The 23,149-nt window shown below is 68.0% G+C and carries 22 protein-coding genes; 15 read left to right on the top strand and 7 right to left on the bottom strand.

Going from position 1 to position 23,149, the window contains the following annotated elements:
• The first annotated feature begins 91 nt into the window (after positions 1-91).
• The 7 genes from ACSQ9A_RS26390 (at position 92) to ACSQ9A_RS26360 (ending at position 10,815) form a co-directional block, all read left to right on the top strand.
• Positions 92-1,051: a LysR family transcriptional regulator gene (locus ACSQ9A_RS26390; protein WP_436305859.1), complete on the top strand. Its 960-nt coding sequence runs from the start codon at positions 92-94 to the stop codon at positions 1,049-1,051.
• A complete protein-coding gene (locus tag ACSQ9A_RS26385) occupies positions 1,048-1,506 on the top strand; it encodes a DUF2214 family protein (RefSeq protein WP_436305858.1) in 459 nt (152 codons plus the stop codon). Before ACSQ9A_RS26390 ends, ACSQ9A_RS26385 begins: the two co-directional genes overlap by 4 nt.
• Before the next feature lie 5 nt (positions 1,507-1,511).
• Positions 1,512-3,551 carry a spermidine synthase gene (locus tag ACSQ9A_RS26380; RefSeq protein ID WP_436305857.1) on the top strand — a complete coding sequence of 680 codons (2,040 nt, stop codon included), beginning with the start codon at positions 1,512-1,514 and terminating at the stop codon, positions 3,549-3,551.
• A gap of 23 nt (positions 3,552-3,574) precedes the next feature.
• Positions 3,575-5,644, top strand: coding sequence for a spermidine synthase (locus ACSQ9A_RS26375; protein ID WP_436305856.1), 2,070 nt, complete (start codon positions 3,575-3,577; stop codon positions 5,642-5,644).
• Between the two features lie 145 nt (positions 5,645-5,789).
• Positions 5,790-7,406, top strand: coding sequence for a ShlB/FhaC/HecB family hemolysin secretion/activation protein (locus tag ACSQ9A_RS26370; RefSeq protein WP_436305855.1), 1,617 nt, complete (start codon positions 5,790-5,792; stop codon positions 7,404-7,406).
• A 22-nt stretch (positions 7,407-7,428) separates the two neighbouring features.
• On the top strand, positions 7,429-9,981 hold the full coding sequence (locus tag ACSQ9A_RS26365) for a two-partner secretion domain-containing protein (RefSeq protein WP_436305854.1): 2,553 nt from the start codon (positions 7,429-7,431) through the stop codon (positions 9,979-9,981).
• A gap of 12 nt (positions 9,982-9,993) precedes the next feature.
• The gene (locus tag ACSQ9A_RS26360) at positions 9,994-10,815 is read left to right on the top strand and encodes a hypothetical protein (RefSeq protein ID WP_436305853.1); all 822 of its coding nucleotides are present in this window, start codon (positions 9,994-9,996) and stop codon (positions 10,813-10,815) included.
• Between the two features lie 67 nt (positions 10,816-10,882).
• Here the strand turns inward: ACSQ9A_RS26360 and ACSQ9A_RS26355 are convergent, their stop codons facing one another.
• Positions 10,883-11,179 (bottom strand): PsiF family protein, encoded by a 297-nt coding sequence (locus ACSQ9A_RS26355; protein WP_093109987.1) that lies wholly within the window; start codon positions 11,177-11,179, stop codon positions 10,883-10,885.
• Positions 11,180-11,307: 128 nt separating this feature from the next.
• On the opposite strand from ACSQ9A_RS26355, the gene argS reads away from it, so the two are divergent.
• From argS to ACSQ9A_RS26320, 7 genes are all read left to right on the top strand, one after another.
• On the top strand, positions 11,308-12,981 hold the full coding sequence (argS, locus tag ACSQ9A_RS26350) for an arginine--tRNA ligase (RefSeq protein ID WP_436305852.1): 1,674 nt from the start codon (positions 11,308-11,310) through the stop codon (positions 12,979-12,981).
• 9 nt (positions 12,982-12,990) lie between these two features.
• Entirely contained in the window at positions 12,991-13,707 is a 717-nt protein-coding gene (locus tag ACSQ9A_RS26345; RefSeq protein WP_436292170.1) for an SPOR domain-containing protein, read from the top strand.
• An 84-nt stretch (positions 13,708-13,791) separates the two neighbouring features.
• The gene (locus ACSQ9A_RS26340) at positions 13,792-14,436 is read left to right on the top strand and encodes a thiol:disulfide interchange protein DsbA/DsbL (protein WP_436305851.1); all 645 of its coding nucleotides are present in this window, start codon (positions 13,792-13,794) and stop codon (positions 14,434-14,436) included.
• 126 nt (positions 14,437-14,562) lie between these two features.
• Positions 14,563-15,255: a lipopolysaccharide transport periplasmic protein LptA gene (gene lptA / locus ACSQ9A_RS26335; RefSeq protein ID WP_093109991.1), complete on the top strand. Its 693-nt coding sequence runs from the start codon at positions 14,563-14,565 to the stop codon at positions 15,253-15,255.
• Positions 15,252-16,028 (top strand): LPS export ABC transporter ATP-binding protein, encoded by a 777-nt coding sequence (lptB, locus tag ACSQ9A_RS26330; RefSeq protein ID WP_436305850.1) that lies wholly within the window; start codon positions 15,252-15,254, stop codon positions 16,026-16,028. Before lptA ends, lptB begins: the two co-directional genes overlap by 4 nt.
• Positions 16,029-16,042: 14 nt before the next feature.
• A complete protein-coding gene (locus ACSQ9A_RS26325; protein WP_436305849.1) occupies positions 16,043-17,623 on the top strand; it encodes an RNA polymerase factor sigma-54 in 1,581 nt (526 codons plus the stop codon).
• A gap of 2 nt (positions 17,624-17,625) precedes the next feature.
• The gene (locus ACSQ9A_RS26320; protein WP_436305848.1) at positions 17,626-19,230 is read left to right on the top strand and encodes a phospholipase D family protein; all 1,605 of its coding nucleotides are present in this window, start codon (positions 17,626-17,628) and stop codon (positions 19,228-19,230) included.
• 6 nt (positions 19,231-19,236) lie between these two features.
• Here the strand turns inward: ACSQ9A_RS26320 and ACSQ9A_RS26315 are convergent, their stop codons facing one another.
• Positions 19,237-19,581 carry a hypothetical protein gene (locus ACSQ9A_RS26315; protein ID WP_436305847.1) on the bottom strand — a complete coding sequence of 115 codons (345 nt, stop codon included), beginning with the start codon at positions 19,579-19,581 and terminating at the stop codon, positions 19,237-19,239.
• Between the two features lie 148 nt (positions 19,582-19,729).
• Between ACSQ9A_RS26315 and ACSQ9A_RS26310 the strand changes: the two genes are divergently transcribed.
• Positions 19,730-20,818, top strand: a complete 1,089-nt coding sequence (locus ACSQ9A_RS26310) for a GSU2403 family nucleotidyltransferase fold protein (protein ID WP_436305846.1) — start codon at positions 19,730-19,732, stop codon at positions 20,816-20,818.
• Here ACSQ9A_RS26310 and ACSQ9A_RS26305 read toward each other — a convergent pair.
• Genes ACSQ9A_RS26305 through ACSQ9A_RS26285 form a run of 5 tightly spaced genes read right to left on the bottom strand, consistent with a single transcriptional unit; the run spans position 20,799 to position 23,113 of the window.
• The gene (locus ACSQ9A_RS26305; RefSeq protein ID WP_436306369.1) at positions 20,799-21,425 is read right to left on the bottom strand and encodes a YceI family protein; all 627 of its coding nucleotides are present in this window, start codon (positions 21,423-21,425) and stop codon (positions 20,799-20,801) included. The two genes, ACSQ9A_RS26310 and ACSQ9A_RS26305, sit on opposite strands and share 20 nt — an antisense overlap.
• Positions 21,426-21,473: 48 nt before the next feature.
• Positions 21,474-22,061, bottom strand: a complete 588-nt coding sequence (locus ACSQ9A_RS26300) for a YceI family protein (protein WP_436305845.1) — start codon at positions 22,059-22,061, stop codon at positions 21,474-21,476.
• Positions 22,058-22,666: a cytochrome b gene (locus ACSQ9A_RS26295; RefSeq protein ID WP_436292177.1), complete on the bottom strand. Its 609-nt coding sequence runs from the start codon at positions 22,664-22,666 to the stop codon at positions 22,058-22,060. Before ACSQ9A_RS26295 ends, ACSQ9A_RS26300 begins: the two co-directional genes overlap by 4 nt.
• Before the next feature lie 28 nt (positions 22,667-22,694).
• On the bottom strand, positions 22,695-22,817 hold the full coding sequence (locus tag ACSQ9A_RS26290) for a hypothetical protein (protein ID WP_280142663.1): 123 nt from the start codon (positions 22,815-22,817) through the stop codon (positions 22,695-22,697).
• Between the two features lie 2 nt (positions 22,818-22,819).
• Complete coding sequence (locus tag ACSQ9A_RS26285; RefSeq protein ID WP_436305844.1) at positions 22,820-23,113, bottom strand: hypothetical protein; 294 nt, start codon at positions 23,111-23,113, stop codon at positions 22,820-22,822.
• Positions 23,114-23,149: the final 36 nt, after the last annotated feature.

The raw sequence follows: 23,149 nt of genomic DNA, 5'->3' as shown, positions 1-23,149 counted from the left end.
AGTAGCATACGCTACAAACAATGTAGTATCAATATCAAAATTCGGAGCTGGGTGGTGGCGCCGGCAGCGCATGCATCATTGACGCCCCGCCATGGACAGACTCAAGCAACTCGAATCCTTCGTCGCTATCGCCACCCGCGGCAGCCTGACGGCCGCGGCCAAGGCCGAGGGCGTGGCGCCGGCGATCATGGGCCGGCGCCTGGATGCGCTGGAGGAGCGCCTGGGCGTCAAGCTCCTGCTGCGCACCACGCGCCGCATCACGCTCACGCACGAGGGCAGCGCCTTCCTCGAGGACTGCCAGCGCCTGCTGGTCGAGCTCGCGAACGCCGAGGCCAGCGTGAGCGCCGGCGGCGTCAAGGCCGCCGGCCATCTGCGCGTGACGGCACCGGCGGGCTTCGGCCGGCGCCATGTCGCGCCGCTGGTGCCTCGCTTCCACGAGCTGCATCCGGAGGTCACGATCTCGCTCAACCTCAGCGACCGCGTGATCGACGTGGCAGGCGAGAGCTACGACTGCGCGGTGCGCGTGGGCGATCTGCCGGACTCCTCGCTGGTGAGCCTGCGCCTGGCCGACAACCGGCGCCGCTGCGTCGCCACGCCCGAGTTCGTGCGTCGGCACGGCGCGCCGCGGCATCCGGGCGAGCTGGCGCGCTTCGCCTGCCTCAGCCTGTCGAGCGATGCCTCGCAGACCCGCGGCTGGGCCTTCCGCGTGCCGACCGTGGGCGGCGAGCACGAAGTGATCTACCTCAAGCCGACCGGCCCGCTCGATTGCTCCGACGGCCAGGTGCTGCACGACTGGTGCCTGGCCGGCCACGGCATCGCCTGGCGCAGCACCTGGGAGGTGGAGGCCGAGATCGACGCCGGCCTGCTGGTGCCGCTGCTCGACGAGTTCGCGGCGCCGCCCAACGGCATCTACGCGGTATTCCCGCAACGCAAGCATCTGCCGCTGCGCGTGCGGCTGTGGCTCGATTTTCTGAAGGCGCAGTATGCGCGGCCGGAGTTCTGGGGCGGCACAATCGCTGCGCAGTCGAAACAACAGGAAAAACCACGATGACCCTCGAAGCGATCCTTGCCTCCCTGCACATCCTGGCCATCCTCACGATGGTGGTCTTCATCTCGAGCGAAGCCGCGCTGTGCCGCGTGCAGTGGCTCAACGCCGCGGTGGTCGAGCGCCTCGCCAAGGTCGACATGGTCTACGGCTTCTCCGCCATCGCCGTGCTCGCGACCGGCGTCGCGCGCACCTGGTGGGGCATGAAGGGCACCACCTGGTACTGGACCAATCCGCTGCTGCACGTGAAGCTCACGCTCTTCATCATCATCGGCGTGATCTCGATCTTCCCGACGCTGACCTACTTCCGCTGGCGCAAGGCGGTGCGTTCCACCGGCACCCTGCCGAGCGAGGCCGAGATCAAGAAGACCCGGCGGCTGGTGATGATCCAGGCGCACCTGCTCGTGCTGATCCCGCTGGTCGCCGTGTTCCTGGCACGCGGCTTCGGCGCGCGGAGCTAGCCCGCATGAAGCCGGCCTACGTCAAGGCGCTGTTCGCCGGCACCATCTTCACCAGCGCCTTCCTGCTGTTCCTGGTGCAGCCGCTGATCGCCAAGCAGATCCTGCCGTGGTTCGGCGGCTCGGCCGCGGTGTGGTCGGTGTGCATGGTGTTCTTCCAGGTGGTGCTGCTGGCGGGCTACGCCTACTCGGACTGGATCACGCGCCGGCTGAGCGTGCGCGCGCAGACCCGGCTGCACGTCGCGCTGCTGCTCGCGAGCCTGGCTTTCCTGCCGATCGTGACCAGCGCGCGCTGGAAACCGACCGGTGCCGAAGATCCGACCTGGTGGATCCTCGGCCTGTTGATGGGCACCATCGGCCTGCCGTACTTCCTGCTCTCCACCACCGGGCCACTGGTGCAGTCCTGGGTCGCGCGCACGCCCTGGGGTGCGCAGGTCTACCGCTACTTCTCGCTGTCGAACCTGGCCTCGCTGGTCTCGCTCTTGAGCTACCCGGTGCTGATCGAACCGCGCAGTACGGTGCTTCAGCAGAGCTATGGATGGTCATGGGGATACGGTCTCTTCGCCGTGCTGTGCAGCGCCACCACGCTCTATGTCTCGCGCCGCTGGGCCGCGAGCACGGTCGTGCCCGCCTCGAAGGTCGATCGCGCCACCGTCGTGCCCGCCGCGCCGCCGCGCACCGCCGACTACCTGCTGTGGCTGGCGCTGCCGGCGCTCGCGTCCTGGCTGCTGCTGGCGGTCACCAACCACATCACGCAGAACGTGGCGTCCATCCCCTTCCTGTGGGTGCTGCCGCTGTCGGTGTACCTGCTGACCTTCGTGCTGACCTTCGAGAGCGACCGCTGGTACCGCCGCGGCGTGGTGCTGCCGGCGGCGGCGGTCATGCTGGTGCTCTGCGCCTTCGGGCTGCAGGACAACATCGGTTCGAACGTCAAGACCGGGCTGCCGATCTATGTCGCCGGCCTGTTCGTCTTGTGCATGTTCCTGCACGGCGAGATGGCGCGGCTGCGCCCGGGCGCGCGTTACCTCACGCGCTTCTATCTCATGCTGTCGCTCGGCGGTGCCGCAGGCGGCGTGACGGTGGGGCTGGTGGCGCCGCACGTGCTGCCGGCCTACTACGAGCTGGGCATCGGCCTGGTGCTCGTCGCGCTCGCCGGCGTGGCGCTGCTGCGCACCAGGCGCATCCTGGTGTTTTCGACGCTGGCGCTCGCCGCCTGCTGCGCGTGGTTCCTTGTGCTGCAGGTGCGCCACGACGTGACCGGCGCGCGGCGCATGGTCCGCAATTTCTACGGCACGGTGATCACGTTCGACTCGCACCGCGCCGATCCGGCCGATGACGTGCGCCAGATGTACCACGGCTCGGTCAAGCACGGCGAGCAATACCTGGCGCCCGCGCGCAGGCGCGAGCCGACGGCCTACTACGGCCCCGACTCCGGCATCGGGCGGGCGATCGCCGCGGCGCCGCTGCGGCCGCGGCGCGTCGGTGTGATCGGGCTCGGTGCCGGCACGCTCGCGGCCTACGGCCGGGCCGGCGACGTCTACCGCTTCTATGAGATCGATCCGCAGGTGTACAAGCTAGCGGACACCGAGTTCAGCTTCCTCGCCGACAGCGCCGCGCGCATCGAACGCGTGACTGGCGACGGGCGGCTGGCGCTCGAGCGCGACAGCCCGCAGGCCTTCGACGTGCTGGCGGTCGATGCGTTTTCGGGCGGCGCGGTGCCCGTCCACCTGCTCACTGCCGAGGCCATCGATGTCTATCTGCGGCACATGCAGCCGGGCGGCGTGATCGTCTTCAACGTCACCAACCGCTACATCGCGCTGGCCCCGGTGATCCAGAAGATCGCAGACTCCAAGGGCCTGCACGGGGCGCTGGTTCACGACGAGGCGGAGAGCACCCCGTTTCGCGCCACCGACTACGTGCTGGTCGCGCGCGATCCGCAGGCGCTGATGCGCCATCCGATTCGCGGCGCGACCTCTGCGCCCGAGCCGATTGCGAGCCTCGAGCCCTGGACCGACGATTTCAACAATCTCTTCAGCGTGCTGAAGTAGGGTCCGGGTCCGAGAACGCCTGCATGACGATCAAGGGGTTCTCGCGAGGCGCGGCCGGCATGCGGCCGGCCTACGTCAAGGCACTGTTCGCCGGCACCATCTTCGCCAGTGCCTTCCTGCTGTTCCTGGTCCAGCCACTGATCGCCAAGCAGATCCTGCCCTGGTTCGGCGGCTCGGCCGCGGTGTGGTCGGTGTGCATGGTGTTCTTCCAGGTGGTGCTGCTGGCGGGCTACGCCTACTCGGACTGGATCACGCGCCGGCTGAGCGTGCGCGCGCAGACCCGGCTGCACGTCGCGCTGCTGCTCGCGAGCCTGGCTTTCCTGCCGATCGTGACCAGCGCGCGCTGGAAACCGACCGGTGCCGAAGATCCGACCTGGTGGATCCTCGGCCTGTTGATGGGCACCATCGGCCTGCCGTACTTCCTGCTCTCCACCACCGGGCCGCTGGTGCAGTCCTGGGTGGCGCGCACGCCCTGGGGCGCGCAGGTCTACCGCTACTTCTCGCTCTCGAACCTGGCCTCGCTGGTCTCGCTCCTGTGCTATCCGCTTTTGATCGAACCGCGCAGCACACTGCTGCACCAGGCCTGGGGCTGGTCGGTGGCTTACGCCGTCTTCGTGCTGCTGTGTGCGAGCACCACCTTGTACATGGCGCGGACCTGGACCACGGCCACGCAGGCCGCGCCCGCGTCCGCGCCGGCCGCTGCGCCGGCCGCGAAGCCGCGCGGCACTGACTACCTGCTCTGGCTCGCGCTGCCGGCGCTCGGTTCGTGGCTGCTGCTCGCCATCACCAACCACATCACGCAGAACGTGGCGTCCATCCCCTTCCTGTGGGTGCTGCCGCTGTCGGTCTACCTGCTGACCTTCGTGCTCACCTTCGAGAGTGACCGCTGGTACCGCCGCCGCGTGTTCCTGCCGCTGGCCGCAGCGATGCTCCTGCTGTGCGCCTTCGGGTTGCAGCACCGCATCGGCACCAACATCAAGACCGCGCTGCCGATCTACGTCGTCGGCCTGTTCGCCCTGTGCATGTTCCTGCATGGAGAGATGGCCCGCATGCGTCCCGCGGCGGCCTGGCTCACGCGCTTCTACCTGATGCTCTCGCTCGGCGGCGCCATCGGCGGCGTGAGCGTGGGGCTCGTCGCACCGCATGTCTTGCCGGCCTACTACGAGCTGGGGCTCGGCCTGGTCCTGTGCGCGCTGGTTGCTGCCGCGCTGTGGCGCCGCAAGCGCATCGGCCTCGCGGCCTCGCTGGCGCTGGCCGGTTGCTGCGCCTGGTTCTTCGTGCAGCAGGTGAAGAGCGATGCGGTCGGCATTTTTCGCATGGAGCGCAATTTCTACGGCGCGCTGCTCACCACGGAAACGCGCAGCGGTGCGAAGGGCGCGATGCGCAAGCTCTATCACGGCTCGATCAAGCACGGCGAGCAGTACCTCGCGCCCGCATTGCGCCGCGAGCCAACGACTTACTACGGGCCCACCTCAGGTATCGGACGCGCGATCGCCGCCGCGCCGGCGGGCCCGCGCCGCGTCGGGCTGATCGGCCTCGGCGCCGGCACCCTGGCGGTCTACGGCCGGCCGGGCGATGTCTACCGCTTCTATGAGATCAACCCGCTGGTCTTCGAGCTGGCCGATCGCGAGTTCAGCTTCCTGGCCGACAGTGCGGCGCGCATCGAGCGGGTGCTGGGCGATGCTCGGCTCGCGCTGGAGCGCGAGAGCCCGCAACGATTCGACGTGCTCGCGGTCGATGCCTTCTCGGGCGACTCGATACCCGTTCACCTGATCACGGCAGAGGCGATGGATGTCTATCTGCGCCACATGCAGCCCGGCGGCGTGATCGCCTTCCATGTGAGCAATCGCTACCTGGCCCTGGCGCCGGTGGTCGACAAGATCGCGCGCGCCAAGGGCCTGCACGCGGCGCTGGTGGTGGACCAGCCAGACAAATCGACGAGCCTGCACGAGACCGACTGGGTGCTGGTGTCGCGCGACCCGCAGGCCTTGGTGCGCGACCCGATCCGCGGCGCCACTTCCGTCCTCAAGCCGATCCCGGGCCAGAAGCCCTGGACCGACGACTTCAACGACCTCTTCAGTGTGCTGAAGTAAGAAAAGTGCTGCGGTCTTCCCTCGATTGGCGGCACTAGGTCACACGAGGAGAAGTTATCGACGGTCCTTTGGCCGGCGTTGCGCCTTGCCGCCGGTATAACCCGCCGGCGGCAATCCACTCCCGCTACTTCGACCTGGCCTCCCAATGAAAACAACCAAAAGCGGGATGCGGCTGCGTCGTACCCAGATGTTCCTGATCTTCGCGGCCTTCGCCGCTGCCGCGCCTGCCGTTCAGGCCGACGACGAGGCTGGCAGCAGCGGACCCCGATTTGCCATTTCCCGCTTCGCCGTGGAGGGCAACAGCCTGCTGTCCGGCGCAGAGGTCGATGGCCTGCTGGCTCCTTTTGCCGGCCCGGCGCGCAACTTCGGCGACGTGCGGCGCGCGGTGGAAGCGCTGCAGCAAGCGTACCGCCGGCGCGGCTACAGCGTGGTCCTCGTGCAATTGCCCGAGCAGGAGCTCGCCCAGGGCGTGGTGCGCGTCAAGGTGATCGAGCCGCGCGTCGGCCGCGTCGCGGTGGAAGGCAACAAGACCTTCTCGACCGCCAACATCCGCGCCAGCCTGCCGGCACTGAAGGAAGGCGCCACGCCCAACATCCGCGACGTTTCGGCGAGCCTGAAAGTGGCCAACACCAATCCCGCCAAGCAGATCACGCTGGCGCTGCAGGCTGCCGAGCAGCCCGACGAGGTCGACGCCGTGGTCCGCGTGGTCGAAGACAAGCCGTGGCGCATCGGGATCGCCGCCGACAACACCGGCAACGCCGAGATCGGCCGCACGCGCCTGAGCACGCTCTACCAGCATGCCAACCTCTGGGACCTGGACCACGTGGCGAGCCTGCAGTACATCACGTCGGCCGAAAAGCCGTCGAAGCTGAGCGTGTTCGGTGCGGGCTACCACGTGCCGCTGTATGCGCTGGGCGATTCGCTGGATTTCTTCGCCAGCCATTCGGACGTGAACTCCGGCATGCTGACGGCCGGCGTGCTGAACCTGCAGGTCAGCGGCAAGGGAACGGTCCTGGGCACGCGCTACAACCACAACCTGCCGCAGTGGGGCGACCTGAGCTCCACGCTGATCTACGGCGTCGACTGGCGGACCTACAAGAACGACATCGACCTCGAGGGCGCCCAGCTGGGCGGCGAGGTCACGGTCCATCCGCTGTCGCTCGGCTATTCCGGCCAATGGGCCCTGCCCGCCGCCATGCTCGGGGTCCAGCTCATCGGCCTGCAGAACATCCCCGGCGGGTCGAACGGCCGCAGCGAGGATTTCGCCCGCCAGCGCGCCGGTGCCTCGGCCAGCTACCGCATCCTGCGCTACGGCGCGGCCTACAGCCGGCGGCTGGCGGACGATTGGCAGCTGCGCCTGCAGTTCAACGGCCAGGCCACCCGTTCGGCACTCGTCTCCGGCGAGCAGTTCGGCGCCGGCGGCGCCGGTTCGGTGCGGGGCTTCCAGGAGCGCGAGGTCGCCGGCGACAAGGGCCAGTTCGCCAACGTGGAAATCCAGACACCCAATTGGTGCCCGGCCACGGCTGCCATCGTCGTGCAATGCCGCGCGCTGGCCTTCGTCGACGCTGCCAGCGTGTCGCGCAACAAGGCGCTGCCCGGCGAAGAGCAGCGCACGTCCATCTCCAGCGCGGGCCTGGGGCTGCGCTTCGCCATGGACCGGCGCGCCAGCCTGCAGGTGGATTACGCCCGCGTGATCGACGGCGGCGGCTTGCGCGCGTCCGGCGACAGCCGGGTGCACGTCGCCCTGTCGCTTTCCTACTGACCTGACCCGAGGGATGAAAAAAATGAAAACAACCCACGCACGAACTGCACAGGGCTTGCTGGCAGCCGCGCTCATGCTCGCCGGCACGGGCGGGGCTGTAGCCCAGACCGTCGTCCACGGCCAGGCCAGCTTCCAGCAGCTGGGCAATGTCCGCGCGATCACCAACACCCCGGGAACCATCATCCAGTGGCCCGGGTTTTCGATCGCGGCCGGCGAGGTCACGCGCTTCATGCAGCAGAGCCCCACCAGCACGGTGCTCAACCGCATCACGGGCCAGGAGCCTTCGCTGATCCTGGGCGCGCTGCAGTCGAACGGCCGCGTCTTCCTGGTCAACCCCAACGGCGTTGTGTTCGGCGCCGGTTCGCGGGTGGACGTGAACGGGCTGGTGGCCTCCAGCCTGGCGATCTCCAACAGCGATTTCCTGGCCGGCAGGATGAACTTCAATGCCGGCCCCGTGGCGGGCCGCGTCGCCAACCAGGGCCGGATCTCGACGCCGGAAGGCGGCCACGTGATCCTGATCGCGCCGGACGTCCAGAACAGCGGCCTCATCCATTCGCCCGGCGGGGACGTGGTGCTGGCTGCGGGGCGCAGCGTGAAGCTGGCCGACAGCGCCAACCCGGCCCTGCACGTCGTGGTCAGCGCGCCGCAGGACCAGGCCGTCAACCTGGGCGAGATCGTGGCGCAAAGCGGGCGCATCGGCATCTACGGCAACCTGGTCAACCAGCGCGGCCTGGTCAGCGCCGACAGCGCGACGGTGGGCGCCGGCGGGCAGATCGTGTTCAAGGCCAGCGGCGACTTGCTGCTGGAGGGCGGCAGCCTGACCAGCGCCACCGGCGCCGGCACCGGCGGCACCATCCATCTCCTGGGTGAGCGCGTGGGGCTGACGGGCAACGCGCGCGTCGATGCCAGCGGCGAGGCCGGCGGCGGCACCGTGCTGGCCGGCGGCGACTATCGCGGCCAGAACCCCGCCATCGCCAATGCCCAGCAGCTCTACGTTTCCGGCGACGCCAGCATCCGCGCCGACGCCATCGAATCCGGCAACGGCGGCAAGGTGATCGCCTGGTCCGACGGCACCACGCGCGTCTACGGCAGCATCAGCGCCCGCGGCGGCGCTCGCTCGGGCGACGGCGGTTTCATCGAGACCTCGGGCCACACGCTGGACATGCGGGGCCGCGTCGATACGCGCGCGCCGAACGGCCGCACCGGCACCCTGCTGCTGGACCCGACCAACATCTACATCGCGAACGACCAGGCCAGCGCCACCGTCGCGGGCATGGTGGGCACCGATAGCTCGGCCGCCACCTTCGTCGCCACCGGCGCCGTGAGCGACTCGCTGCTGACCGTCGGCGCGCTGCAGGCCGCGCTCGCCAGCAGCATGGTGGTGGTCACCACCGACAACGCGGCGGGCACGGGCGCCGGCATCATCCAGGTGGTCGACGCCGTGACGTGGACCAGCGACACGAGCCTGGCGCTGCATGCCGCCGCGGGCATCAACATCAATGGGGCCATCACCGGCGGGCCCGGCAGCCGGCTCGAACTGCGCACCGCTGCGGGCGACATCAACCAGACGGCGCCCATCACCGTGGTGACGCTGTCGGCCCGCGCGGACACCGGATCGGTCAACCTCACCCACGCGGGCAACCAGGTGCAGCAGCTGGCCGGCTTTGCCGGCGGGGCCGGCGGATTCAATTTCCGCGGCAACAACACGCCCTTGATCATCGGCATTGCCGGCCCCGAAACCGGCATCACTTCGCTGGGCAGCGGCCCCATCAACATCGACGTCGCCGGCAACCTCACGCTGCAAAGCCCCGTCAGTTCGCAGGCGGGCAACATCGTGCTGACCTCCGCGGCCACCTTCGACAACCAGTCCACCGTAGATTCGATCAGCGGCCGCGTGACGGCGCAGGGCATCGTGCTGCGCCCCTCGCTGGCCGATTGCATGGCCGACACGGCGCTGACAGGCTGCGCCGCGGTGCTGCCGACCCTCGCGGCCTGCCAGGAAAATCCGGCCACCGCCGGCTGCTCGGTCGTGTTGCCGCCGCCTGCGCCGCCCCTGTCACCTGCGCCTGCGCCAGCGCTCCCCACGCTGAGCGCATGTATCGCCGACCCGGCCATGGACGGCTGTACCGCCGTGCTGCCCAGCCTGGCCGCCTGTACCAGCACGCCCAGCATGCCCGGATGCAGCGTGATCCTGCCGAGCCTCGGCACCTGCACGGCCGTGCCCACGCGGTCGGGGTGTTCTGCCGTGCTGCCAACGTTGTCGCAATGCATCAGTGCACCCAGCACGACGGGTTGCTCCGCCGTGCTGCCGAACCTCGCCGCTTGCACCGCGACCCCTGCACTGATGGGCTGCTCGGTCGTGCTGCCACCTGTGCAGACCACCCTCTCGTCAACGCCCCTCACCCAGGCCGTGAACACGACCGTCGACATCATCAACACCGTCAGCACCACGGTGTCTCAGCCGGTCGTCAAGTCGGAATCCAAGAAAGAAGCGACCAAGGAAGAAACAAAGGAAGCGGCGAGCGACACGGTCGGCGCCAAGAACGAGCCGACCAAGAAGATGTACTGCAACTAACCGGGGCCGACCATGAACCTCCAATTCCCTGTCCTCGCATCCTTCCTGGCCGCGCTGTCGCTCTGCGCAGCGCAAGCCCACGCCGGCACGCCGGTCGCGCAGGTGACGCAGCTGAGCGGCTTCGTCATGGCCGTCAAGGCCGATGGCGTGCTGAAAGTGCTGTCGCCGCAATCCGTAATCGACGTGGGCGACACCCTGACGAGCGAGCAGGACACCTACGTTCGCATCGGCCTGGCCGACGGCCGCCAGGCCGTGCTGGGCCCCAAGACCCGGCTGAAGATCGCCAGTGCCGCCACGCTCGAGCTGGCCGCCGGTCAGCTGCAGGTGGTCGCAAGCGCAACCCCCGGCGCCGGCCGCCTGGCCATCGAGGCCGGCGAAACCACCGTCGATGCCGGCGCAGGCAGTTTCAATCTCTTCTACCGGCCGGATCCGGCCGTCGCCCTGGCGCGGCGCGCTTATGCGCAAGCCAGCCTGGCCTCGGCCGCCAGCCCGGTGCGAAGCGATGCGGGGACAGCCTTGCCCGTCTGGGAGAGGGTCGCGCAGGTCCAGATCCCCTCCGTGCCGCGCGCACCTTCCGTGCCGGGCGCGCTCGCGCCAGGCCTGTATGTGCAGGTGATCGACGGCTTGATCAACGTGTCGAACAAGGGAGGGTCGCAACAATTCTCGGCCGGGCAGTTTGGCTTCACACCCTCCGTCGTACAGCCGCCGGTGGTATTGCCCACCAACCCCGGGCTCAAATTCACCCCGCCGCCGGTGTTTTCATCCTCGGCCTCCAGCAACACCAGAGGCACCAGCGGCACGAAGAGCAACACCGTCGATTGCGAAGTGCGCTGACCGCAAAGAAAAAGCCCCGTCAGGCCGAAGCCTGCGGGGCCTTTTCTTTGCTGGGTTGCGGCTTCGCTCAGGCAGCCGGCTTGGCGGAGAGGCATTCCTTCATGAAGGCCTTGCGCTCGTCGCCCTTCAGGGCCTTGGCCTTGGGGTCGGCATTGCAGCTCTTCATCTTGTCCTGCTGCGTCACCGGCTTGGCCGAGAGGCAGGTCTTCATGAAGGCCTTGCGCTCGTCGCCCTTCTTGTCGCCGGCGTCCTTGTTGCAAGTCGCCATCTTGCTTTGCTGGGCCGTGGGGGCCTTGTCCTGCGCGTGCGCGACGCCGATGGAGAGACAGGCGGCCACGGCAAACAGGGAGAGAAGCTTCTTCATGGTGTAGGTGTCCTCAAGGGTGGTTGTGACAGGAGCCCCGGCCGGGGCCGCCCATGCTAACGGCCCGAGGCAACGCCTGGATGACCATGGCCGGCCGGGGCCGGGTTTGCCCCCGGTAAAATCCCGCGATGCTATTGGTCAAACAGGAGCTGCTCGCGGCGCTCGCGAACACGCTCGAATCCTTCTCGCCCGGCGCCGGCGCCAAAGCCGCGTTCGAATCGCCCAAGGTCGCGGCGCATGGCGATTTCGCAAGCACCGCGGCGATGCAGCTCGCCAAGCCCCTGGCGCGCAAGCCGCGCGAACTGGCCGAGGACATCAGCGCCGCGCTCCAGGCCACCCCGGCCTTCGCGCAGTGGGTCGATGCCATCGAGATCGCCGGCCCCGGCTTCTTGAACATCCGCCTCAAGACCGCTGCCAAGCAGCAGGTGGTGCGCGAGGTGTTGGCCGCGGGCGAGGCCTTCGGCCGCCAGCCCGCGCGCAGCGATCGCGTGCTGGTCGAGTTCGTCTCCGCCAACCCGACCGGCCCGCTGCATGTGGGCCACGGCCGCCAGGCCGCGCTCGGCGACGCGATCTGCAACCTGCTCGCCTCGCAGGGCGCGCAGGTCTGGCGCGAGTTCTATTACAACGACGCGGGCGTGCAGATCCAGACGCTCGCCACCAGCACCCAGCTGCGCGCCAAGGGCTTCAAGCCCGGCGATGCCGAATGGCCCGAGCAGGCCTACAACGGCGAATACATCGCCGACATCGCCGAAGACTTCAAGGCGAAGAAGACCGTGCGCTCGGACGACCGCGAATACACCGCGAGCGGCGACGTCGACGACATCGACTCGATCCGCCAGTTCGCCGTGGCCTACCTGCGCCACGAGCAGGACCTGGACCTGAAGGCCTTCCAGGTCCGCTTCGACAACTACTACCTCGAATCGAGCCTCTACACCAGCGGCCGGGTCGAGGCGACGGTGAAGCGGCTCATCGAGGCCGGCAAGACCTACGAGCAGGACGGCGCCCTGTGGCTGAAGTCGACCGACTACGGCGACGACAAGGACCGCGTGATGCGCAAGAGCGACGGCAGCTACACCTACTTCGTGCCCGACGTCGCCTATCACATCGCCAAGTGGGAGCGCGGCTTCGGCGAGGTGGTCAACATCCAGGGCACCGACCACCACGGCACGATCGCGCGCGTGCGCGCCGGCCTGCAGGCCGCGAACGTCGGCATCCCGGCCGGCTATCCCGAGTACGTGCTGCACACCATGGTGCGCGTGATGCGCGGCGGCGAAGAGGTCAAGATCAGCAAGCGCGCCGGCAGCTACGTGACGCTGCGCGACCTGATCGAGTGGACCAGCACCGACGCCGTGCGCTTCTTCCTCCTGAGCCGCAAGCCCGACACCGAATACACCTTCGACATCGACCTCGCGCTGGCGCAGAACAACGACAACCCGGTCTACTACGTGCAGTACGCGCATGCGCGCATCTGCTCGGTGCTGGCGGCCTGGGGCGGCGATGCGGCCGCGCTGGCGGATGTCGAGCTCGCGCCGCTGCAAAGCCCGGCCGCGCAGGCGCTGCTGCTGCTGCTGGCCAGGTACCCCGACATGCTCGCGGCCGCGGCCAAGGATTTTGCGCCACACGACGTCACCTTCTACCTGCGCGAACTGGCTGCCTGCTACCACAGCTACTACGACGCCGAGCGCATCCTGGTGGACGAGGAGCCGGTCAAGCGGGCCCGCCTGTCGCTGGTCGCGGCCACCGCGCAGGTGCTGCACAATGGGCTGGCAATTCTCGGCGTGAGCGCGCCGCGCAAGATGTGATTTCGAACCATGACTAAAAGACAGAGCGGCAACATCGTCATTGGGCTGATCGTCGGCCTGGTGCTGGGGCTGGGCGTGGCGCTGGGCATCGCGGTCTATGTGACCAAGGTGCCGATCCCCTTCATGACCAAGACCCAGCGCGGCGGCCCCGAGCAAGACGAAGCCGAGGCGCGCAAGAACCGCGACTGGGACCCCAACGGCCCGCTCGCCGGCAAGGCAGGCGCCGCCCGCCCGCAGGCACCCGCGACGCCCGCACCGCCCCAGCCTGCCACGGCGGGGGCGCCCACGCCGCCGACCGCGCCGGCGCCCGTGGTGGTGCCACCCGGCGCGCAGCAGCAACAGCCACAGCGCGCCGGACGGCCGCCCCTGCCGGCCGAAGCCAACGCGGTGCCGCCATCGAACGACCCGATCGGCGATCTCGCGCGGGCACGTTCGGGTGCCAGCCCCGGCGCCACCACCGCCGCCGCGGCGCCCAGCGCCAGCACCGATCCTTTCATGTATTTCGTCCAGGCCGGCGCCTTCCGCACCCCCGAGGACGCCGAGGCGCAGCGCGCCAAGCTTTCGCTGATGGGCGTGGAAGCGCGCATCACCGAGCGCGAGCAGGCCGGCCGCACCGTCTACCGCGTGCGCGCGGGGCCTTTCAACAAGAAGGAAGATGCGGACCGGCTCAAGGAGCGGCTCGACGGCGGTGGCCTCGAATCTGCCTTGGTGCGCGTCCAGCGCTGAGCCTTCATCCATACTCAAGCTCGCCGGTCCGGGAACTCCGGGCCAGCCGCGGGCTCTGTCAGCCGCACAGGAGAACTTCTTAATATGAAACGTCGTGACTTTTCGCTGGCCGCCACTTCGCTGGGGCTTCTTCCCTTCGCCTCACCTTCGCACGCCCAGGCGCTCGCGCCCAAGGCGGGCACCGACTACGCCGTGCTCGACAAGCGCGTGCCGGTCGACGCGCCGGCCGGCAAGGTCGAGGTGATCGAGTTCTTCTGGTACAGCTGCCCGCATTGCAACGCCTTCGAGCCGACGCTCGAGACCTGGATCAAGAAGCTGCCCGCCCACGTGTCTTTCAAGCGCGTGCCGGTCGCCTTCCAGCCCAGCTTCCAGCCGCAGCAGCGGCTCTACTACGCGCTGGAAGCGATGGGCAAGGTCGACGAATACCAGCGCAAGGTGTTCGCCGCGATCCACCAGCAGCGCCAGAACCTCTCAGGCGAGCAGCAGATCATCGACTGGGCCGCGGCCAACGGCCTCGACAAGGCCAAGTTCACCGAGAACTTCAAGTCCTTCAGCGTGGCGAGCAAGATCCAGCGCGCCAAGCAGCTGCAGGAGGCTTACCAAGTGGCCGGCGTGCCCGCGATGGGCATCGCGGGCAGGTGGTATACGGACGGCGAACTCGCGCGCAGCATGGACCGCGCGCTGCAGGTCACTGACTTCCTGGTCGGCGAAGCGCGCAAGAGCGCGTAAAAAAGCGCCTCCCGCCGCTCGTCGCGGCAACCAGCAGGAAGCCCGCTTCGGCGGGCTTTTTCATCCGCCGGCGGAAACCGGATCCATGAGGCCGCATACAATCGCCCAGCAAGTTTCGTGCCTTTTATGACATCGTTACATTCCTCCTCCGTTTCTCGCCACCTTTGTCGCGCTTTCGTATTCGCCTTGGGCGTGGCCGGCCTCGTGTCGGCGGCGCAGGCCGAGAAGGCGGACCGCACCAAGCCGATGAACATCGAGGCCGACGCCATGCGCTACGACGACCTCAAGCAGACCAGCGTCTTCACCGGCAACGTGGTGGTGACCAAGGGCACCATCATCATCCGCGGCATCCGCATCGACGTGCGGCAGGATCCCGAGGGCTACCAGTACGGCATCGTCACGGCCGCGCCCGGCAAGCTGGCCTATTTCAAGCAGAAGCGCGACGCCGGCCCCGACGAGTGGATCGAGGGCGAGTCGGAAGTCATCGAGTACGACAGCCGCGCCGACAACGTGAAGTTCATCCGCCGTGCGGTGATGCGTCGCCTGGTCGGCGCGACACCCAACGACGAAAGCAGCGGACCCTTGATCGTCTACGACCAGAGCAACGACACCTTCACCGTCAACGGCTCGCCGCTGCCGCCCAATGCGGGCGTGGCGACCCAGCCCGGCGGCCGCGTCAAGGCCATCCTCACGCCCAAGGCGGCCGCCTCGGCGCCCGCTGCCGGGTCCGCCAGGCCGGCGGCGCCGGCCGCCTCCGCGCCGGCGTCCGGAACGGGCCTGCGCTCGACCACCACGCTCGGCGGAGAGCAGCGCAAGTGAGCGGCGGCAACGAAGTCCTGGGCAGCCGCCTCGAGGCGCGCGGCCTGCAGAAGAGCTACGGCAGCCGCAAGGTCGTCAAGGACGTCTCGCTCGGCGTGCAAAAGGGCGAGGTGGTCGGCCTGCTGGGGCCCAACGGCGCGGGCAAGACCACCTCCTTCTACATGATCGTCGGGCTGGTTCGGGCGGATGCGGGCGAGATCAGCATCGACGGCGAACCGATCGCGCACATGCCGATCCACCGCCGCGCCCGCATGGGCTTGAGCTACCTGCCGCAGGAAGCGTCGATCTTCCGCAAGCTCACGGTCGAGGAGAACGTGCGCGCCGTGCTCGAGCTGCAGCGCGAACCCGACGACGCGGGCCGGCCGGTGCCGCTGTCGAAGCAGCGCATTGAGGAGCGCCTCGGCGAACTGCTGCACGACCTGCGCGTCGACCATCTGCGCGATTCGCCGGCGCTGGCGCTGTCGGGTGGCGAGCGCCGCCGCGTCGAGATCGCGCGGGCGCTGGCCACGCAGCCGCGCTTCATCCTGCTGGACGAGCCCTTCGCCGGCATCGACCCGATCGCGGTGATCGAGATCCAGCGGATCATCAGTTTCCTGAAGGAACGCGGCATCGGCGTGCTCATCACCGACCACAACGTGCGCGAGACGCTGGGCATCTGCGATCACGCCTTCATCATCAGCGACGGGCATGTGCTGGCACAAGGCACGCCTTCGGAGATCGTCGACAACGCCGAGGTACGACGCGTGTACCTGGGCGAGCATTTCCGGATGTAGGGGACCGTACTTCGATGAAGCAAGGGCTCTCGCTGCGCGTTTCCCAGCACCTGGCGCTCACGCCGCAGCTGCAGCAGTCGATCCGGCTGCTGCAGCTCTCCACGCTCGAATTGAGCCAGGAAGTGGAGCAGATGCTCGACGAGAACCCGTTCCTCGAACGCACGGCCGAAGAGGCGCCGCGCGAGGAGTTCGGTCTCGAGGCGGCCGATGCGCCGGTGCGCGACGAAGACCGCCAGGCCGAGGGCGAGGCTGACTTCGTCCCCGGCTCGGCCGCGGCGCCGGCCGAGGTGGCGGTCGCCGCCAACGGCGATGCCGAAGCGGCTGCGCCCGCCGACAGCGAACCCGACTGGGAGGGCGACGGTACGGTCGACCTCGCGCCCGACGACAGCGAGTGGGGCGGCGATGCGCCCGCGCGCGCCAACAACCTCGGCGACGACGAGCGCACCGATGCGACCGAGCTCGCGCGCAGCCAGGAATCGCTGCAGTCCTTCTTGCACCGGCAGGCGCTGTCGCTGCGCCTGAACGAGAACGACTGCGCCGCGCTGCGCTTCCTGATCGAATCGCTCAACGACGACGGCTACCTCGAGGATTCGCTGCCGGCGCTGGCCTCGGGCCTCGCGGGCGACGACAACGACCAGTTCGACGAACTGGTGCATCACTTCCAGGTCGCGCTGGGCCTGCTGCAGAGTTTGGAGCCGGCCGGCGTCGGCGCCCGCAGCCTCGGCGAATGCCTGACCATCCAGCTGCGCCAGCTGGCGAGCGCCAAGGAGAGCGAGGAGGAGGCCCAGGTGCGCAAGACCGCCATCGCGATCTGCAAGCAGCCGATGGAGCTGCTCGCGCGGCGCGACTTCAAGCGCCTGGCCACGCTCACGCGCAGCAACGAAGACGAGGTGCGCGCCGCACTGCAGCTGATCGCCAGGCTCGAGCCCAAGCCGGGGCGCCGCTTCGTCGACGTCGAGCGCAACATCGTCGTGCCCGACGTGATCGTCACGCGCATCGGCCACGGCACCAACGCGAAGTTCCGCGTCATGCTCAATCCCGAGGTCATGCCGCGGCTGCGCGTGCACGACATCTATGCCGGCGCGCTCAAGCAGCACAAGGGCGAGGGCAGCCAGGCGCTGTCGCAGCGGCTGCAGGAAGCGCGCTGGTTCATCAAGAACATCCAGCAACGCTTCGACACCATCCTCAGGGTCTCCAACGCGATCGTCGAGCGGCAGAAGAGCTACTTCGTGCACGGCGAGCTCGCGATGCGGCCGCTGGTGCTGCGCGAGATCGCCGACGAGCTGGGCCTGCACGAATCCACCATCAGCCGCGTGACCACCGCCAAGTACATGGCCACGCCCTACGGCACCGTCGAGCTCAAGTACTTCTTCGGCTCGGCGCTCGGCACCGAAACCGGCGGCAACGCCTCCAGCACCGCGGTGCGCGCGCTGATCAAGCAGTTCGTGAGCGCCGAGGACGTGAGGAAGCCGCTGTCCGACAGCCAGGTGTCCGAGATGCTCAAGGAGCAGGGCATCGAGTGCGCGCGCCGCACGGTGGCCAAGTACCGCGAGGCGCTGCGCATCGCGCCTGCGAACCTGCGCAAGGCACTCTAGCGATGAGTCGCCGTCCGAGTCCGCTACCAAGCTGGATTCGCCTCGGCCTGGCCTTGATGGCGGTGCTTCTTCTCGCCAGCGGCTGCGCGATGCTGCCGGCCGAATTCGAGCGCACGCCGTCCAAGGCGATGCCCTTGTCCACCGGCACCGTGCTGGGCCGCATCGCCAAGGCCTCGCAGCCGGATGCGGACCTCAGCGGCTTCCGGCTCATGCCCAGCGGCGACTTCGCGCTCAACACGCGGCTCGAGCTCGCGCGCCGCGCCGAGCGCACGCTCGACGTCCAGTACTACCAGATCGACAACGACGAGACCGGCCGCTACCTGCTGCGCACGCTGCGCGACGCGGCCCAGCGCGGCGTGCGCGTGCGGCTCCTGATGGACGATCTCTACACTGCGGGCGAGGACGAGCTGCTGCTCGCGCTGGCCGCCACGCCCAACCTCGAGCTGCGGCTCTTCAACCCGTTTCCGGCCGGGCGCGGCAGCATGCTCAGGCGCTTCTCGGCCTCGCTTTTCGACTTCAGCCGCGTCAACCGGCGCATGCACAACAAGCTCTTCATCGCCGACGGCGCGATGGCGGTAGCCGGCGGGCGCAACATCGGCAACCCGTACTTCACGCAGACGGCCGGCGCGAACTTCATCGACCTCGACACCTTCGTCGCCGGCGCCCTGATCCCGCGCCTTTCCAGCCTGTTCGACCTGTACTGGAACAGCGAGCACGTACGGCCGATCGAAACCGTGGTCGCGCCCACGCTCGCGCGGGAGGAACGACAGCGGCGCTTCGAGGAGCTGACTGCCCCGGCCACCACCCCGGCACCACGTCCGCCGGCGCCCAACGACCTGCTGGGCTACAGCCCGATCGTCGAGAACCTCAACGCCGGCAAGCTCGACCTCATCTGGACCACCGCCGAGGCGTATGCCGATTCGCCCGAGCGCGTGATCGGCAAACAGGTCACTTACGGCGGCGTGCCGCTGCTCGACGTCGACAGCGTGCGCTACAACGTGGTCGAGCAGATGCGGCGCGGGCGTTCCGACGTGACGCTGGTGTCGCCCTACCTGATCCCCGGCAAGGAGGGGCTGGAGGTGCTGCGCGAGATCCGCCGGCGCGGCATGAAGATCAGCGTGGTCACCAACTCGCTGGCCGCCACCGACGAGCCCGTGGTCCACACCGGCTACCGCCGCTACCGGGCCGACATGCTGCGGCTCGGCGCCGAGATCCACGAGCTGAGCTCGGTGCGCACGCGGCGCAGCGTGCGCCTGGGCCTGTTCGGCACGCAGATCGGACGCCTGCACGCCAAGTCGGCCGTGATCGACGGGCGCACGCTCTTCGTCGGCTCGATGAATTTCGACCCGCGCTCGGAAGTGCACAACACCGAGATCGGCCTCTTCATCTTCAGCCGCGAGATGGCGCAGCAGGTGCTGAAGCTGGTCGAGGTGCTCAAGCAGCAGGGCGCCTACAAGGTGCGCTTCGCGCCCGGCACCGAGAAAATGGAATGGGTGAGCGAGGAGGCCGGCGTCGAACAGGTGCTCACCAGCGAGCCCGATGCGGGCTTCTGGGACCACCTGATGCTTGAGCTGCTGGCGCCGCTGGCGCCGGAGAGCCTGCTCTAGACCTCATCAGTAGCGATAACGGTCATAACGGTCATAACGGTCATGGCGGTAGTGATGGCGATCACCGTGCCGGTACTCGTCGCGGTATTCATGGCGGTAGAAGTGCCGCGGCGGCGGGCGGTGGTAGTCATACACGGGAGCCGGACGGTAGTGCCGCGGCGGCGTGTCGTAGTAGACCGGCGCCGGGGCATAGTGGACCGGGCTGGCAATGCCGACGGCGACCCCTGGCACATGGATGCCCACCGACACGGCCAGGTCCCTGGCGCTGGCGGACGTGGCGCCCAGCACGGCTGCGGCGGAGAAGGCGCCGGCGGCGATCCACTTGAAGAAACGGGTGTGCGCGATGTTCATGAAGAAACTCCTGAAGGCATGAAGTGCCGTTGGGGTCATTGCACCCGGCCCGCGTAAAGCAGGACCCGCCTTCTCCGTGAAGCTTGTTGCTGAATGTTGCAGCGCGGACGTACAACGCAGGAGCGGACTTACCACATAAAATGCAGTTTTGTGGGGTAAGAAATCCATGCCTGTCCAGCACGCCCTGTACCGCATGCATGAGCTGGCTTTCCGCACGCAGTACGCCGAGCTCAAGGAACGCACTGCGTCTGCGGGCCGCCTTCTTCAAGGAACGCCCGGGAGCCTTCAGTTGCGCCGGGGGACAGGCTATGCCTACTGGTATCGGGTCTTCTATCCGGCGCCTGGCAAGAAGGCCGAGCAGATCGTCTGCAAAGACGGGGACACCGCGGCACTCGACGAAGTGTCCCGCGAGATCGAGTTCGCCCAATGGACAAGCGCCCAGGTGAGAAATCTCAGGAAGCTCGATTTCCAGGTGGCGGACAAAGGCGTGGCGAGCGTGCTGGTCGAGCTTCACAACGCGGGCATCCTGGGCGCGTGCCTCGCACTGGTCGGAACCTTGGGCTTCATGGCCTGGTTGAACGAACTCGGAGCGATGGCGGTATCGGCCCGCACGCAGGACGTCGACATTGCCGCCCGGCAAAAGCTGAGGCTTGCAGCGCCGGCGTCGTTTCTTGAAGCGATGGAAGCCACCAGGCTTGGTTTTCATCCTGTTCCCGGGACGCCAAGCCAGGCGCCCTCGACCTCCGTGAAGCTCAAGGGCAGGGATGGATTGCGAGTCGACGTTCTGACGCATGGCGAGGAGCTTGGAAAGACCGTTCCCCTGCCGCAGCTGAAATGGCATGCCGAGACCGTGCCCCACTATGACTATCTGCTCGCGGAGCCAAGTCGCGCCGCATCGCTCGCCGGCGGCCATTGCATCCCTTTGACGTTGCCGCAGCCGGAGCGCTTCGTCTGGCACAAGCTCTACGCGAGCGCCGAGCGCAAGGCCAAGCCCGAGAAAGCCGAAAAAGACCTGCTGCAGGCAGCGACCCTGGGAGCCGTCCTGGCCGAGCAGCAAGACGAGCTTCTGTCCGATTCGTTTCGGGATGCGCCAGCCGCACTCAAGGAAGTGGCGAGAACCCGCCTGCCTGCTTTGCGCAGGGCCTTGAGTGGGCATCCTCAAGCGCTCGAACAGTTCGAGCTCGCCCTCGGACCGGCAGCGAAGAAGCGATCGCGCCCTAGCTCGGCCGGTCCGTGATGTTGACCGCCTCGACCTGCACCAGGAGCCGCACCTTGTTCTCGAAGCCGAAGTTGATGCCCCAGGTGATGCCCCATTCGCTGCGCTCCACGATGGTCTCGAAGTCGCCGCCGCAGACCTGGCGCTTGATCAGCGGGCTGAGGTAGCAGCCGAAGCGGCTGGCCTTGAGCTTGATGGGCCGCGTCTGGCCCATCAGCGTGAGCGTGCCGTCGACTTCGGCGACCTTGTCGCCGTTGAAATCGATCTTGTCGGCCACGAAGCGGCCGGTCGGAAATTCCGCGACGTTGAAGAAGTCCTTGCTCAGCACGTGGCGGTTGAGCAGGTCGACGCCGGTGTTGATGGAGCCGATGTCCATCGTGATGTCGATCTTGCCGTTCTTGCCCGTGGTATCGATCTTGACCGTGCCGTCCTTGGTGCTGAAGCGGCCGCGGTTGGTGGTGGTGCCGTAGTGGCCCATCTCGTACATCACGAAAGTGTGGGTCGGGTCGACCACGTAGCTGGCGCCCTTGACCGGACCTCCTGCCGGCAAGGCGGCCATTTCCGGTGCCTGCTGTGCGGCGGCGAGGGTCGCTGCGGCCGCGAGCGCAGCGACGGCAATGGACTTCATCATGACGAGCTTTCGAATGGGGCGATGAAAGGATGAACGAAAGGCCGATCAAATCGGACGCAGGCCGGCGAGCACGAGCTTGAAGCGCACCTGCACGTCGTCGCCGACCATCGAGGTGTCGGTCCATTCGCCCTCGCCGATCTTGAAGGCGAGGCGCTGGATCGTAAAGCTTCCAGTCGCCACCGACTGCCCCGAGGCTTGCGTGATGGTCACCGGCACCATGACGTACTGCGTGGTGCCCTTGATCGTCAGCTTGCCCGCGACCTCGAAGTGCCCGCTGCCGAGGCTCTTGATGGCGCTCGACTGGAAGCTGGCCTTCGGAAATCGCGCGGTGTCGAACCACGGCGCCTTGGGCAGTTCGGCGTCGCTTTGTGGCACGCCGAGGGTGGCGCTGCCCATGTCGATCTGCATGGAGATCGTGCCGCCCTCGGGCTTCTGCGGGTCGAAGGCGATCTGGGCGTCGAACTTCTTGAATGCGCCTTCGACCGGCACGCCCATCTGCTTGGTGACGAAGACGATCTGGCCGTAGCCGGGGACCAGCTTCGCCATCGGTTCTGCGGCGCTCGCCGGCCCCGCGATCGCGAGCGCCGCAGCGGCGGCCCAGAGTGCCCGCCAGGCGATGGGAAGTCTTGTCATCTTGGGTGTCCCTGGTGCGAAAAAGGCCACATGCGATCGAGCAGGCCGTCGCGGTCGGCGAAGTGATGCTTGAGCGCCGCCGCCGCGTGCAGCAGCACCACGGCGGCCAGCGTGAAGGCGCTGCCTTTGTGCATCGGCTTCAGCACCGCCTCGGCGAAGTCCTTGTCCACCGGCACGAAGTCCGGCAGCGGCACGAGGCCGAACCAGACGATCGGAATGCCCAGTCCCGAGCTGTAGGCCCAGCCGAACAGGGGGACGGCGAAGAACAGCAAATACAGCAGCAGATGCGTGCCGCGGTGCGCGACGAGCTGCCAGCCCGGCATCGCCTCCACGATGCAGGCTGGCAGCGGCGGCGGCGGGTGTGACAGGCGCCACAGCAGGCGCAAGGCCGAAAGCGTCAGGATCGTGATGCCGGCCCACTTGTGCCAGTTGATGAGCTTGAGCCGCATCGGCGAGAAGGGCAGGCCGGCCATGTAGAGGCCGACGCTGAAGGAGGCGACGATCAGCAGCGCGAGCAGCCAGTGCAGCCCCATGGCGACCGCGCCGTAGCGTGGGGCGTCGGCACGGTCGTGGGCAAGCGCGGGATGGAGCGGCTCGGCGGGCATGCACAGAGCATATCGCCCCGCAAGCCGCCTATCCGATGCTCCAGCGCGCGATCAGCAGCAGGCCGAGGCCCAGCACCAGCATCAGCACGAAGGGCACCACGAGCCAGGGCGCGTCGTGCTCTTCTTTGTCGGAGGCGAGCTGGTTGTTCATGGTCAGAAGGTCGGAACGTGATCGGCCTGTTCAGGCGTGCGGTCGGTCAGCACCTCGCTCGCGGCGGGAACCGAGGGATCGCTGCTGCGATAGGCGGCCGCAGGCGGGGCCTGGCGCTGCGCCGCGGCGCCGCTGGCCTCGGCTTGCCAGTGGCCGAGCAGGGCCAGGCCGACGAGCAGGATGGCGGCCATGGCCACCGAACCGAGCAGCAGCCGGGGCATGCGGCTTTCTTTCCGGCTTTTTCCGGCGAGCGCCGAGAGCCGGTATCTGGACGCTGCGTGGGATTGGAACTGCATGCGGGGCCTTCCTTCCTTCGGATGACACGCGATGAA

This window comes from Variovorax sp. LjRoot290, from assembly GCF_964253985.1.
In the GTDB taxonomy this organism is placed as follows: domain Bacteria; phylum Pseudomonadota; class Gammaproteobacteria; order Burkholderiales; family Burkholderiaceae_C; genus Variovorax.
This window is presented reverse-complemented; position numbering and strand designations above follow the sequence as displayed.

Excerpts from the sequence above, each read along its gene's own strand:
- ACSQ9A_RS26355 (WP_093109987.1), bottom strand. The coding sequence starts at position 11,179 with ATGAAGAAGCTTCTCTCCCTGTTTGCCGTGGCCGCCTGTCTCTCCATC.
- ACSQ9A_RS26305 (WP_436306369.1), bottom strand. The coding sequence starts at position 21,425 with ATGAAGTCCATTGCCGTCGCTGCGCTCGCGGCCGCAGCGACCCTCGCC.
- ACSQ9A_RS26345 (WP_436292170.1), top strand. The coding sequence starts at position 12,991 with ATGACTAAAAGACAGAGCGGCAACATCGTCATTGGGCTGATCGTCGGC.
- ACSQ9A_RS26365 (WP_436305854.1), top strand. The coding sequence starts at position 7,429 with ATGAAAACAACCCACGCACGAACTGCACAGGGCTTGCTGGCAGCCGCG.
- ACSQ9A_RS26385 (WP_436305858.1), top strand. The coding sequence starts at position 1,048 with ATGACCCTCGAAGCGATCCTTGCCTCCCTGCACATCCTGGCCATCCTC.
- argS (WP_436305852.1), top strand. The coding sequence starts at position 11,308 with ATGCTATTGGTCAAACAGGAGCTGCTCGCGGCGCTCGCGAACACGCTC.
- ACSQ9A_RS26315 (WP_436305847.1), bottom strand. The coding sequence starts at position 19,581 with ATGAACATCGCGCACACCCGTTTCTTCAAGTGGATCGCCGCCGGCGCC.
- ACSQ9A_RS26360 (WP_436305853.1), top strand. The coding sequence starts at position 9,994 with ATGAACCTCCAATTCCCTGTCCTCGCATCCTTCCTGGCCGCGCTGTCG.
- ACSQ9A_RS26380 (WP_436305857.1), top strand. The coding sequence starts at position 1,512 with ATGAAGCCGGCCTACGTCAAGGCGCTGTTCGCCGGCACCATCTTCACC.
- ACSQ9A_RS26375 (WP_436305856.1), top strand. The coding sequence starts at position 3,575 with ATGACGATCAAGGGGTTCTCGCGAGGCGCGGCCGGCATGCGGCCGGCC.
- ACSQ9A_RS26285 (WP_436305844.1), bottom strand. The coding sequence starts at position 23,113 with ATGCAGTTCCAATCCCACGCAGCGTCCAGATACCGGCTCTCGGCGCTC.
- ACSQ9A_RS26295 (WP_436292177.1), bottom strand. The coding sequence starts at position 22,666 with ATGCCCGCCGAGCCGCTCCATCCCGCGCTTGCCCACGACCGTGCCGAC.
- ACSQ9A_RS26300 (WP_436305845.1), bottom strand. The coding sequence starts at position 22,061 with ATGACAAGACTTCCCATCGCCTGGCGGGCACTCTGGGCCGCCGCTGCG.
- ACSQ9A_RS26340 (WP_436305851.1), top strand. The coding sequence starts at position 13,792 with ATGAAACGTCGTGACTTTTCGCTGGCCGCCACTTCGCTGGGGCTTCTT.
- ACSQ9A_RS26390 (WP_436305859.1), top strand. The coding sequence starts at position 92 with ATGGACAGACTCAAGCAACTCGAATCCTTCGTCGCTATCGCCACCCGC.
- ACSQ9A_RS26320 (WP_436305848.1), top strand. The coding sequence starts at position 17,626 with ATGAGTCGCCGTCCGAGTCCGCTACCAAGCTGGATTCGCCTCGGCCTG.
- ACSQ9A_RS26325 (WP_436305849.1), top strand. The coding sequence starts at position 16,043 with ATGAAGCAAGGGCTCTCGCTGCGCGTTTCCCAGCACCTGGCGCTCACG.
- lptA (WP_093109991.1), top strand. The coding sequence starts at position 14,563 with ATGACATCGTTACATTCCTCCTCCGTTTCTCGCCACCTTTGTCGCGCT.
- ACSQ9A_RS26370 (WP_436305855.1), top strand. The coding sequence starts at position 5,790 with ATGAAAACAACCAAAAGCGGGATGCGGCTGCGTCGTACCCAGATGTTC.
- ACSQ9A_RS26290 (WP_280142663.1), bottom strand. The coding sequence starts at position 22,817 with ATGAACAACCAGCTCGCCTCCGACAAAGAAGAGCACGACGCGCCCTGG.